The sequence below is a fragment of the Salinicola halimionae genome (assembly GCF_003206065.1).
GTDB lineage: Bacteria > Pseudomonadota > Gammaproteobacteria > Pseudomonadales > Halomonadaceae > Salinicola > Salinicola halimionae.
Genome location: NZ_PZJQ01000005.1, coordinates 710,295 through 723,192 on the forward strand (window position 1 = coordinate 710,295; position 12,898 = coordinate 723,192).

9 protein-coding genes are annotated in these 12,898 nt (G+C 62.3%); 2 read left to right on the plus strand and 7 right to left on the minus strand.

Annotation, left to right across the window (positions count from 1 at the left end):
* Positions 1-47 precede the first annotated feature (47 nt).
* The gene (locus DOM27_RS16100) at positions 48-923 is read right to left on the minus strand and encodes an AEC family transporter (protein WP_110657489.1); all 876 of its coding nucleotides are present in this window, start codon (positions 921-923) and stop codon (positions 48-50) included.
* Between the two features lie 111 nt (positions 924-1,034).
* Entirely contained in the window at positions 1,035-2,054 is a 1,020-nt protein-coding gene (locus DOM27_RS16105) for a zinc-dependent alcohol dehydrogenase family protein (protein WP_110657491.1), read from the minus strand.
* A gap of 181 nt (positions 2,055-2,235) precedes the next feature.
* Between DOM27_RS16105 and DOM27_RS16110 the strand changes: the two genes are divergently transcribed.
* Together DOM27_RS16110 and DOM27_RS16115 are read left to right on the plus strand one after the other, a co-directional pair.
* Positions 2,236-3,147 (plus strand): LysR family transcriptional regulator, encoded by a 912-nt coding sequence (locus DOM27_RS16110; RefSeq protein WP_110657493.1) that lies wholly within the window; start codon positions 2,236-2,238, stop codon positions 3,145-3,147.
* 237 nt (positions 3,148-3,384) lie between these two features.
* Complete coding sequence (locus DOM27_RS16115; RefSeq protein WP_110657495.1) at positions 3,385-5,058, plus strand: multidrug ABC transporter permease/ATP-binding protein; 1,674 nt, start codon at positions 3,385-3,387, stop codon at positions 5,056-5,058.
* 44 nt (positions 5,059-5,102) lie between these two features.
* Here DOM27_RS16115 and DOM27_RS16120 read toward each other — a convergent pair whose 3' ends face one another.
* From DOM27_RS16120 to DOM27_RS16140, 5 genes are all read right to left on the minus strand, one after another.
* Positions 5,103-6,497 (minus strand): calcium-binding protein, encoded by a 1,395-nt coding sequence (locus DOM27_RS16120; protein ID WP_110657497.1) that lies wholly within the window; start codon positions 6,495-6,497, stop codon positions 5,103-5,105.
* Between the two features lie 162 nt (positions 6,498-6,659).
* Positions 6,660-7,616, minus strand: coding sequence for a TIGR03915 family putative DNA repair protein (locus tag DOM27_RS16125; protein ID WP_110657499.1), 957 nt, complete (start codon positions 7,614-7,616; stop codon positions 6,660-6,662).
* 42 nt (positions 7,617-7,658) lie between these two features.
* A complete protein-coding gene (locus tag DOM27_RS16130; RefSeq protein WP_110657501.1) occupies positions 7,659-8,918 on the minus strand; it encodes a putative DNA modification/repair radical SAM protein in 1,260 nt (419 codons plus the stop codon).
* Between the two features lie 123 nt (positions 8,919-9,041).
* Positions 9,042-11,132 (minus strand): RecQ family ATP-dependent DNA helicase, encoded by a 2,091-nt coding sequence (locus tag DOM27_RS16135; RefSeq protein WP_110657503.1) that lies wholly within the window; start codon positions 11,130-11,132, stop codon positions 9,042-9,044.
* A complete protein-coding gene (locus DOM27_RS16140) occupies positions 11,129-12,895 on the minus strand; it encodes an MFS transporter (RefSeq protein ID WP_110657505.1) in 1,767 nt (588 codons plus the stop codon). The genes DOM27_RS16135 and DOM27_RS16140 overlap by 4 nt, the downstream gene beginning before the upstream one ends.
* Positions 12,896-12,898 lie beyond the last annotated feature (3 nt).

Genomic DNA, 12,898 nt, shown 5'->3' on the forward strand with positions numbered 1-12,898 from the left:
GTAATATAGTTGTTCGATTCACTTTTGCAAGCCGTGGCAACGAGCCGCTACAGCATGAAGGCCAGTTCCAGCGGCAGATAGATGAAGGCCAGAAGGGTCGAACAGAAGACCAGGCTGGCGACGTATTCGGGTTCACGGCGTGAGCGCTGGGCGAAGAGATAGTTGTAGACGGCAACCGGCATGCTCATCTGAAGTGCCACCGCGCTGGCAGCTACCGAGGGCAAGCCGAGCCAGGATGCGATGCCGAAGGAAAGGCCCAATGCAATGGGCACGCGGCACAGGGTGAACAGAAAGCCGGATGAGAGGTTGTGCGCCTGCATGCTGGCGAGAGAAACGCCCAGGGTGATCAGCATCAAAGGGATCGTCAGGCCCGACAGCAGGTGAACGGTATTGCCAAGCCACATCGGTAGATGAGTACCGGTCAGCATCAGCGTCAACGCGATGAAGATACTATATAGCGTGGGATTGCGTACCAGCGCCTTCCAGGGATTGCCGCGCGTGGCCATCATCATGCCGACCGTGAACTGAATCAGCGCGTTGGCGACCCAGGCCGCCATGGCGTAAGTGAAGCCGATATGACCAAATGCGTAGAGCGACACGGGGAGGCCCATGTTGCCGGCATTGGGATACATCATCGGTGAGATGATGACCTGCCAGGGCTTGCCCAGCAGTCTGGCGACGCCGAAGCTCGCCAGCGCCATCCCGGCGAGTACCAGAAACGTGGTGGCGAGCGTACGGCCGAAGATGTCCGGGTCGACCTCGGCGTTGGCCAGGGAAGCCAACACCAGTGCCGGGGTACCGATATTGAACACCAGTTTGGTGACGAATTCGGTGGGATAGCTGAATCCCAGGCGAATCCAGCCAAACCCGATGCTTGCACCAACCAGCACCGGGGCCATGACCGCGAACAGTTGAGCAAGCATCCAGCGTCCTTGGAAATGATTACGACAAAAGTGGGAAGCTATATTGTCGTCAATCCATCAGCAGGCTGGCAATGCGAGATTGTCGATCCTGTTCACCGAGCCGGGCATCGATCAGGTCATTTCCACCACGATACGGCCATGGTGATTGGCGCAGGTTTCCAGATAGCGATGCGCTTCGATGATCTCCTCGAATGGGAAGCGATAGTCGATTTGCGGTTTGAGTTCGCCGACGCGCGTCATTCGATCGACGTCGGCGATGGCCCGGTCCAGCGCCTCGCGATTCTGGGGAATTCCCAGTTCCGGCTTGCCGCTGAAGTTGGAAAGGCAATGCACATGGAACTGGATGTTCTTACGAAAGGCCGCCTGAGCCGGGAACGTGGTCTGGTTTCCCCCCATCAGACCGTAGAGAATCAGTCGTCCGCGAGTCGCCAGCACATCGCCCAGCAGGTTCATCTGCGGGCCGCCAAGGGCGTCGAGCACCACATCGACGCCATGGTGATCGGTGAGCTTGTCGATCCGGGATACCAGGTCCTGACTTTCGGTATGGATGACCGCAGCGGCCCCCAGCGACTTCAGGTAATCGACCGCCGATGCGTGCGGCGTCGCGGCGATGACGCGGGCACCCAGCGCTCGGGCAATCTGTACGGCGTACGGGCCGCCGATGTGGCAGGCGCCTGTGATCAGCACCGTTTCGCCGGGCTGAAGATCGGCGACCTCGCGAAAGCCGAGCCAACTGATCAACGACGAGACGTAGTGAACGCTAGCTTCGGCAGGCGTCAGGCAGGTCGGGTAGGCGATCAGCGCTTCGGCCGGCAGCAGCACGCGCTCGGCGTGTGCCCTATACTGGTTGGGGTCGAACGCGGGGATCGAAGCGACCCGGTCGCCCAGCGAAAAGGCGGTCACTCCTGCGCCAACGGCGACCACCGTACCGGCCATTTCGGTGCCCGAGCCGGCCGGCAGCTTGGCTTCGGTGGGTGCCATGTTGCGGCGCCACATGATGTCGTACCAGTTGACGCCGAGCGCTTCCGCCTCGACCAGCACTTCCCCTGCGGCGGGTTGTGGGTCGTCGCGCTCGATGATTTCCAGTACGTCGGCATCGCCGAAACGCTGAAATTGTATTGCACGTGACATTGTGCACCTCAATGTATCCAGGGCTTGCCCCTGACTCTATCGACGATGACCGGTAAACACTATGCTCGGGGATCGATAGTGGTTATAACGCTTATCGATACGGCGCCTGCGAAGACGGTCGTGGTCGTCAGGTTCTGGAAGGGGCGAGTGAGCGTTGCCACTCGCTGAAGGGAGGGCATGCATGAATCGTAGTGACCTGCGTGGGGTGGATTTCAAACTGCTGGTCGTGTTCGAGACCCTGATGCAGGAACGCAGCGTCTCGCGCGCCGCGGAGCGGCTGTTCATCGGTCAGCCCGCGACCAGTGCGGCATTGGCGAGGCTCAGGGATGTCTTCGGCGACCCGTTGCTGGTGCGTACCGGGCGCCAGATGGTCCCGACCGCCCGTGCGCAGCAGATCTATGAACAGCTGCAACCCGCCCTCGATGCCATTTCCAACGTCCTCAGCCGGACCAGTGACTTCGATCCGGCGACCAGCGACGCCGTGTTTCGAGTCGGCTTCACCGACGATATCGAGTTTGCCTTGCTGCCGGCGCTGCTCAAGCGGCTGCGTACCGAAGCGCCGGGTATCGTGCTGGTCGTCCGGCGCGCCGACTTCCACTTGATGCCGCAACTGCTCAACACCGGTGAAGTCACCGTGGCCGCCGGCTATGCGCGGGAGTTGCCGGCCAATGCGAAGCAGAAGATTCTGCGTCACAGTCGCGGCAAGGTGTTGCGGGCGGATAGTCGCCCCGGGGCGTTGACGCTGGACGAATACTGCAAGCGGCCGCATGCCTTGGTATCGTTCGACGGCAATCTCGACGGCTACGTCGATGAACTGCTGGCCGAGCAAGGGCGCAAGCGGCGGATCGTGCTTGCCGTGCCCCAGTTCAACAGCCTGGCCTCGCTGCTACGGGACACCGACATGGTCGCCACGGTGCCGGACTACGCCGCAGACGTTCTGGCTTCCCAGGGCGGGTTGCGGGTAGACGAGATGCCGCTGGAGCGGGCGCCGTCGCCGCTGAGCATGGTGTGGCAGAGCGTCTATGACAACGACCCCGCCGAACGTTGGCTGCGCTCGCGAATCCAGATGATGTTTTCCGATAGCGAGGAGTGATCGCCTGACGGGGTCGAGACAGGACACTCAGACAGAGCACGAACGTCGACGCGGCTTGACTTCGTCAGTGAAGATCAGAATCATTCGCGCCTGCGGTCTGCCGTCGACCACTCGGCGCCGCCTCTCTCGCTCGATGCCTGACAAGCGCTTCCGACCTCGCTTCCGCCGCGAAATTCAGCGTGAGGAGAGTCGTTTTCGCTGCCACGAGTGAGCTCAATCGCTGGCTACGGAATCCGAATGGAACTACTGAGCGTCGTCTTTCGCCATTATCGCTGGCCGTTCATCGGCGTCATGCTGCTCAGCCTGCTGAGTGCGGCGCTGGGGATCGGCGTCATCGCCTTCATCAACCACTACCTGATCGTGACTGAAACGGGCGGCGGTGAAATCAGTGCCATGACCGCGCTGGTGCCGTTTATCGCTCTGGTGGCGTTGTTGCTGGCAGTCACGCTCGGTTCCCAACTGGCGCTGACCACGTTGGGCCACCACTTCGTCTACCAGCTGCGCGGTCGGTTGATCAAACGCATTCTCGACACCGATATCGAACGTCTCGAGCAACTCGGTAGCGCGCATCTGCTGTCGTGTCTCTCCAGCGATATACGCAATGTGACCATCGCCTTCGTGCGTCTGCCGGAACTCGTTCAGGGGGTCGTGATCACGTTGGCTTCCGTGGCATATCTATTCTGGCTCTCGCCGCCGCTGCTGATGGTGACGGCGATCTGGATCGCCGTCACCATGCTGATCGGCTGGTGGCTGGTATCCAAGGTCTATCACCACATTCGAATTACCCGTGCCACCGATAGCCGGCTCTACCAGGATTACGAGACGATTCTCCACGGACGCAAGGAGCTGGCGCTCAATCGGGATCGCGCCCGGCACCTGCTGGAAGAGGTCTACGACGCCGACGCGCGAACCTATCGTGATCACATCATTCGCGCTGATACCTATCATCTGAGCGCGGGCAACTGGACCAACATCATGATGTTGGGGGCCATCGGCGTGGTGTTCTTTCTGGCCAACGGTCTGGGCTGGTCGAATACGGCGGTGGCGGCGACGTTTTCGCTGACGCTGCTGTTTCTGCGTTCACCTCTGATCCAGGCCGTCGGCGCGACGCCCACGCTGATCACCGCCCAGGTCTCGTTCGACAAGCTGAGGGAGCTGTCGCTAGCCGAATATCAGGCCGATTTCGATCTGGTCGAGACTCATAGTGAATGGCAGACGCTCGAGATGCGCGACATTACCTATCGCTACCCGGCCAAGGCCGGGCGCGAAGGATTTCCCGTCGGGCCGCTCAATCTGCGTCTGGAGCGCGGCGAGCAGGTCTACCTGATCGGCGGAAATGGCAGCGGGAAGTCGACGCTGGCCAAATTGCTGACCGGGCTCTACCGACCGCACTCGGGAGAGATACGCATCGACGACGAAATCATCGGCGAAGCGGACTGGCACCGTTACCGGCAGCGCTTTTCAGCGGTCTATACCGACTTTCATCAGTTCGATCGGTTGATGGGCCCGCGCGGCGGTGATGCCGACCCCGCGCTGCTGGACAACTGGCTACAGACGCTGGAACTGGCCAGAAAGCTGCAGCTCGACGAAGGCAAGGTGCTCGATACCGAACTCTCCCAGGGCCAGCGCAAACGTCTGGCGCTACTGATGGCGCTGGTCGAACAGCGCCAGATTCTGCTGCTGGACGAGTGGGCCGCGGATCAGGATCCGCAGTTCCGCCGTGCCTTCTATCGTGAACTGATGCCACGCTTTAGAGAGCTAGGTATTACGGTCTTCGCGATCAGCCATGACGATCACTATTTCACTCATGCCGATCGGTTGCTGGAGATGCGTGACGGTCATCTACGCGAGCTGACCGGCGACGAGCGCGAGCTGGCGAGTCGGGATGCGGTGGCGCGAATCGATGCCTGAGTGCCGCGCGAGCCGTCTAGCTAACCATAGGGTTGTCCCTAGGACTATCCGTCGAGCGCGATCTCTTCATCGTCGAAGGTGATCTTCTCGATATCGACCAGCGTCGCCTCGATCCCGTTACCCTCCACCTGCACCTTGCCATCCCGGCGCTCGATGACGTAATCGTCGCGAGCGCCGTCGAAATGCGCCTCGTCCTCACCGGCGCCACCGTCCAGCCAGTTGTCGCCCCAGCCGAACCCCGGATCGAGCACATCGTCGCCGTCACCGCCGTGGAGTTCATCGTTGCCTTGGGCGCCATCGAGCGTCACGCCATCATCGTCGCCACGAACGATGTCATCGCGGCGTGAACCGACTACGTCGCCGAAGGTCACCTCGTTGGTCGACATGTCGGTCGGGGCACCAAAGGATTCCCCTGCGTTGACCCATAGCGTGGTCGAGATCTCGTCGTTGTCCGGATCGCGGTCTGAATGATCGACGTGAACGCGGTTGTCGTGATCGCTACCGCCGTGGAAATTGATATCGCGGTCGGTGCGGGTGACCTCGATATCGTTACCGACGGAAGAATGCCAGGAGGCGAAAAGCACGCCGTGACGCATGCCGCTGTCGTTCAGGTCATCGAAATCTCCGTCGTAGCTCTCTCGCAGTTCGAACGCATAACCGTTGCCGCCGCTGCCCTTGTTGAAGCTACCGTTCGCGGTCAGCGAGTCGGCATCGATGTCCAGCGATCGGGAGAACTCGAAGGCGGTCGAGGGGCCGTCGATGATCGCGACGTCGTCGAGCTCGCCGTCCGTGGTGTCGGCGAACTCGATCGCGTGATAACGGGAAAGTGAATCGAGTTGGTTGTCGAACTCGCTGCCATCCGGCTCGCCGAGCTGGAAGCCCACCGAAAAGCCCCGCAACGAGACATCGTCGGCAGTGTCGACGTGGGTCACTTCTGCCCGGTGATGGTCGAAGTCGAAATGCACGCCACGATCGAGGGTGACGTAGTCGCCATCAACGGCAGTGACCTTGGCCATGCTGGTACGCAGTGGTGAATCGAGCTCGCGCCAGTCATGGTCATCGATCTCGTCGAGATATTCGGTGTCGTTGTCCTGAGCGATGCGAATCGTATCGCCAGCCTTCAGATCGTCGGCATCATCAAGCTTGAGCACGGTCTCGCCCGCGTCGACGTCGGATTCAATCTTGCCGATGCTTTTCTTGGTGCCACCAGTAACCAGGATCGCGTTGTCGTCGTCCTCTTCAAATGCGTCACCAGTGAATGTCAGCCGAGTATTGGCGCTACCTTCGCCTACCAGAGACACGTCGGAACGGGCGATGGTCAGGGCGTGATCGAAGCGATATTCGCCCGACCCGAGTTTGACCGTTTCATCGCGGTTAGCTTCTTCGTTGATGATCCGCTCGAGTTCATCGGCGGTGATGCTGGAGTCGACACGAATCATGGACTCTTCCCTGGTGGGCGACAGCGTGGAACGGCGCCGCGATTTTAAAACGCGACGATCCTACTCAGCTTGTCGCCGGGGCGGGGAAACGGACTGTGGCGATTTGGTATCCGTCTGCAACGCTTGGCGCGGAGTGGTCGCTAGAGGCTTACCGACGTGCACTTAGCTCTTTGCCACGCCCTGCGCTTGATCACGCGCGCCGTCCTGCGCTTCCCTGCGGGGCGGCAGCGCCTTGCCTCGACGCTGCCCCACGCTCGACTCCTGCGCCAGGCGTTGTCCGCCGTGACGCGCCTTGGCTTCCATGGCCGGGATCAGATCGCCTTCGCTGAGGTGACGCCAGAAGCGCTGCGGCATGTGCTGGGTCATCACCTTGTGATTGAGCCGGGCCGGATTGAAGGTGCTGACGAAATAGGTGCGCCAGAGTGCGTGATCGTCGTCGACTCTGGTGTGGCTAGCAGAGGTCCGAGCGGCTGCCGTCCGCGCCTCGCTGGCCCAGGTCGCTGGGCAGGGATCGCGATAATCGAGCACCGAGCCATTCCAGCTCGCGCCACCCTGTGGTGTCGCGATGATCCAGCGCGAGCCGCCCATGCGATCGGCGAAGTGCTCCGCGCCCAGGTCGAGCACGTCATGCGCGGGCTCGAACCAGGCGATATAACGCTCTCCCAGCGCGTCATCACGTCGATGAAATCGCAGAAAGGCATGCATGTGATGCGCTTCACGCTTCACCGCATGCCAGCGTTGATGCAGAACGCGACCGTCCGCGTCGGCGGCATGCGCCGCCGCGGCATCGCCTCGCGCCAAGCGCCACAGGACCTGATACAGCAGCGGCCAGCGCGGCTGATCGTAATCCTGGGTGCGATAGCGCGCGGCATTCCGCAGCAGCGTCAACTGGTCGCGACCGATCCGGATCGGTGTCGAAGATGGCTTCCGAGAGGAGGGCGGGTTTTCCAATGCTCTCGGCGACGAGAACAGGTCGTCATGACTGTCGTTGCCATCGTGCCAAGTGACGCTGGCCGGCGGAGTGCCGGCCTGAAGCAGCCGGCGAGCCTGCTCGCGCCATTCGTCGAAATCGTTGGCCCAGGCAACGCATGGCGCCGAGGATATCGGGGCGCTGCGCATGGTGAGATCTCCTTCGTGCTGTCTCCAATATTCTATTCGGCGCTACCACAGCGCCATCTGGGCAGGCTGGGGTGCGGTCAGGCTCTGACGCAGACGGGTGCTGTCCTGACAGGCATCGGTGGGGCGGTAGTCCTGCGTGATGACGAACGGACGCAAGGTGTCTAGTCGGCAGCGCAGTGCGACCAGATCCAGATAGCGAATGCGCCGTAGTCGTCGCAGATCGACCAGCCGCTGCACGCTGCGCAGGCCGATGCCCGGCACGCGAGCGATCATTGCCGGTTCGGCGCGATTGAGATCGACCGGAAAATCATCGCGATGAGCCAATGCCCAGGCCAGCTTGGGGTCGATCTCCAGATCCAGATTCCCCGGCGCGTTCAGCAGCTCCTCGGCTTGAAAACCGTAACTGCGGATGAGGAAGTCGGCCTGATACAGCCGATGTTCCCGCAGCAGCGGTGGCGCCGCCTGAGGTAGCCCGGCCGGACGCTCGGGAATCGGGCTGAACGCGGAGTAATAGACGCGCTTGAGGCGAAAATCCCGATAGAGGCGCTGGGCGGACTTCAGAATCGTACGGTCATCGGTGGCGTCCGCGCCGACGATCATCTGCGTGCTCTGGCCGCCGGGTGCATAGCGTGGAGCCTGACGCTTGGAGTTGCCGCTGCGTACCGATTGGCGGGCATCCTGTCGGGCATCGTCGTTGGCGGCGTCGATTCCCTGGCGCATATGGCCCATGGCGGCATGGATGGTGCCGAGCTCTTTCTCCGGCGCCAGCGTCTTCAGGCTGGTCAGCGTCGGCAGTTCGATGTTCGCACTTAGCCGGTCGGCGTAACGCCCGGCTTCTTCAAGCAGTTTGGGGTCCGCCTCCGGGATCGCCTTGAGATGAATGTAGCCGCGGAATTGATGCGTCTCCCGGAGTAACTTGGCCACCTGAATCATCTGCTCCATGGTGTAGTCGCTGGAGCGAATGATGCCGGAGCTCAGGAACAATCCGCTGATGGTATTGCGGCGGTAGAACGATAGCGTCAGGCGGACGACTTCCTCCGGTGTGAAACGCGCGCGGGGCACGTTGCTCGAGCGGCGATTGACGCAGTACTGGCAGTCGAAAAGGCAGAAGTTGGTCAGCAGCACCTTGAGCAGGGAGACGCAGCGGCCGTCCGGGGTGAAGCTATGGCAGATCCCCATGCCGTTCGAGGAACCGAGACCCTCCTTGCCGCGGGACGACCGCTTGGGTGCGCCGCTGCTCGCGCAGGAAGCATCGTACTTGGCGGCATCGGCGAGGATGGAGAGCTTGTCGATCAGTTCCATGCACTGAATCCCGTGAGTCGTCTCGAATACTGTTTTAATATACAGTATTCGAGAATGGCGAGATCGACAAGGTGAATTAGCCGAACCTGGTAGGGATTCGATGCCGAGATCGGCAGCAGCGCCTCAACCCGCGTGGGCTATCTGTCCTTCGACCCATGCCCTGACTTCGGGATAGGGCCGCTTTTCGTAGAGACCGAAGCCCCCGAGTTGGCGCGCCTTGAGTGGAGTGAAGATCGGCATCGTGAGTCCGCACAGGAAGTGGGCGATGCGTTGCGCGCCGGGTGCCGTTCCGAGCTGTTCACGATGGCGTTCGATCAGCGGCCGGGCATGCCGCTCGAAATCGGTATCGGTCAGGGGCGGCAGTGCCGGCGCGGCGGGCAGGCGAGCGATGCGGCCGTGGCAGACCGAGCAATGTCCGCAGTTTCGGGCGGCTTGAACAGGCTGGCCGCAGTCTCGGGCGACTTGGACGTTCTGGCCGATGTCCGCTGGAGCGTCATCGTGTTCGAACTGCCTATCGCCAAAGTAGGCGGCTAGCCGACGTGTCAGGCAGGTCTCGGATTCGAACAGGTCGACCATGGCATGCAGCCGCTCGATCTCGGCACCCTCGCGGCTTTCGGCCTCGGCGAAGAGCTGTTTGCTCAAGGCATCGACGTCGAAATCGAGCTGGCACACCTCAAAGACATCGGTCATGCGCTTGCCTTCCAGTACCACCCAGCCCTTGTCCTGGAAGTACTCCAGGGCGGAGATGACGCGCGAGCGCGAGGCATCGATCTCCGCGGTAACGCCGGCGTCGTAGAGCCGCTCGAAATCCACCGTGCCCCAGGTTTTGGCGATGGTGATGTTGTCCACCAGCAGGCGCACGAAATCGGCGCGCTCGCTCTGGAATCGGGCGATCAAATTGGCCGGCTCTTCGAGATAGCGCAGCCGATATTCGGCCAGATAGGCGAAGCGCGGTGCAATGACGCCGTGCATCTCGAGCCGGACCAGCAGGGTTTTCAACGGCAGCAGACGAACGTTGCTGTCGCGGGATAGCGTGTTGAGCAATACCGGCCATTGGCGCTCCGGCCGCTGGCCGGCATCGGCAATTTCGGTCAGTACGTGGCGAATGCCGTCTCGCTCCGGGGTATCGCCGTAGACGAAGTTCTCCAGCACGCGCAGGCCGTCGCGGCCGGCCAGCGTCAGACACCGCGAAGGGTTGCCGTCGCGTCCGGCGCGGCCGATCTCCTGGCTGTAGTTCTCGATCGACTTGGGTAGATCGTAGTGAATGACGTTGCGGATGTTGCCCTTGTCGATGCCCATGCCGAAGGCAATGGTGGCAACGATGCAGGGAATGTCACCATTCATGAAACCGCGCTGGATCTGATCCCGGGTTTCGCTGTCCAGCCCGGCATGATAAGCGCGTACCGCGAGGCCCTGATTGGCGAGCGAGCTGGCTACCGCTTCGGCGGTGTGCTGCAGCGTGACGTAGATGATGGTGGGTGCTTCCGACTTTGACCCTGATCCGGACGTCGGTTGCTGCTGGGGGGATAGCCACTTGGCCAGTGCTGGCAGCCGGCTTTCGGCCTCCATCGGATGCACCAGCAGTTCGAGGTTGCTGCGATAGAAGCCGGTGGTGATGACGTCTTCCGCCGCGATGGCGAACTTGTCTCGCATATCGGTGATCACGGCCGGGGTCGCCGTGGCAGTCAACAGCAGCGCTTGAGGAATGTCGAACTCTCGCTGGTAATCCGGCAGCTTGAGATAGTCCGGGCGGAAGTTGTGACCCCATTCGGAAATACAGTGCGCTTCGTCGATCACCAGCAGCGAGATGGCGATCTGACGCAGGAAGTGGCGAAAGCGCTCGTTCTTGAGGCGCTCCACCGAGACCATCAGGATCTTCAGCTCGCCGCTGCGGGCGCGGTCCATGATCTCGCGGGCAGTGTCGCGATCCTGGGTCGAATCGAGGCTCGCCGCCGCCACGCCGTGACGCTGGAGGAACGCCAACTGGTCCTGCATCAGAGCGAGCAGCGGTGAGACCACTAATGTGAGATTGGGCAGGTGCAATGCCGGCAGTTGATAGCAAAGCGATTTTCCGGCGCCGGTGGCGAAGATCGCCGCCGTCGATCGGCCCTCTATCACTCGCTCGATGACATCTTCCTGTGCGCCGCGAAACGCGGGAAAGCCGAATACCTCGAGCAGGGTTTCGCGGGGGCTTTTCGTGCTTTCCTGGATCATGTTCTCTCCTGGGGCCAGGGTGCGGTCGTGTTGAATGTGGACGAATCGGCCGAGGCGAAATCAGCCGAAGACTCGGCGGGTGGTCGGGTCTGGTTCGGCGTCAAAGCCGGCTGGGCATACCGCGACGAGCGATAGCTGACGCCGTAGCGCAGGTGCGGTGCCGTCGCACCACTGTGGAGTGCCGTGACCCGATCGATGATGGCGCGGTCGGCCAGCGTCAGCCGGTCCAGCATGCGCAGATGCTGCAGCCAGTTGGGGACGAGGAAGACCTCCTGCCACAGATCGCGATCGACGGTGTCGCGGTAGAGCGACCAGCGTTTGGCGCCGTTGCGCAGCCGCAGTTTTCGCAGCGGTCGCACGGCGCGGGCGAATTCACGCAGATGTTCGCTGTCGATAAGGTATTCGACCGTCACCATCACCGATCCGCGCGCCGGATTGAAGTCGAAGTCGGGTCTGTCGGTGTGCGCCTCGGGCGCCTCGACCAGATCGCTGGCGTCCAGATCGGGCAATTTGGAGGGCAGCAGCAACAGCGCCGAGATGATCAGCAGGGCGCCAGCCAGCATCAATGCCATCTGCACGCCCAGCCCTTCCGCCAATTGCCCCCACAGCAGCGAGCCCAGCGTGAGGCCGCCGTAGAGCGCGGTCTGATACAGCGCCAGGGCGCGAGCCTTGACCCAGTCCGGCACCAGTATCTGGACCGAGGAGTTGTAGGAGGCCACCGCGGCGATCCAGCAGCTGCCGCCGACGATGAGCGCCGGAAACAGTACCCACAGAGTATCGAGGCCGCCGAGTGCCAGCATCACCACGCCCAGCGTCATCGCGGCGAAGCTGATCAGGCGGCTGCTGCCGACTCGCTGGCGGGCCCCGTTGACCAACGTGCTGCCGGCAATGGCGCCGATGCCCAGGCCGCCGAGCATGTAGCCGTAGAGCGAGGCGCTGCCGCTGGGATGCTGGTGGGCCAGTAACGGCAGTAGCGCCCATAACGCGCTGGCGGAGATGCCGAAGATGAACGAGCGCATCATCACCAGCCGGGTGACGCTGGAGTACTGGACAAAATGTAGCGCCGCCTTGACGCCTTCCCAGATGCGCTCCGGTGGCAGGGACTTGGGCAGCACGGCACGCTTCCAGCGCCACAGTGCCGCGATCAGCCCGCAGAAACAGAATACGTTGAGCAGGAAGATCCACGACGGCCCCACCGCCGCCAGCAGCAACCCGCCGATGGCCGGGCCGATGGCACGGGCAGCGTTGTAATTGACGCTGTTGAGCAGTACGGCGCTCGAGACCAGGTTACGCGGCACCTGCTCGTTGACCGCGGCCTGCCAGGCCGGCGTGGTAATCGCGCCACCGATCGAGACGCACAGAATCGAGACGATCAGCAAGGTCGGCGAGAGGAGATTCAGAAACGCGATCAGAGTGACGAACACGCCGCCCAGCACCTCGATGCCCAGGCCGAACAGCATCACCTTGCGGCGATCGTAGTTGTCGGCGATCACCCCGGTGACGATCGACATCAGCACCAACGGCAGCGCCGCCGCGACCTGGATCATCGCCACTGCCACCGCGCCGCCGTCGTTCGACGTCACCACCCAGGCCGCCGCCACCGACTGCGCCCATACGCCGAGGTTGGCGAACAGGTTAGCGATCCAGATCATCCGGAACGCGGGTATCCCCAATGGGGCGAGGGTGCTGACATCCGCCGGACGTGGCGGCGTCTGTTCGGACTCGAGGGTCAGATCACTCTGGCGGGAAACGGGTTGCAGCATGAC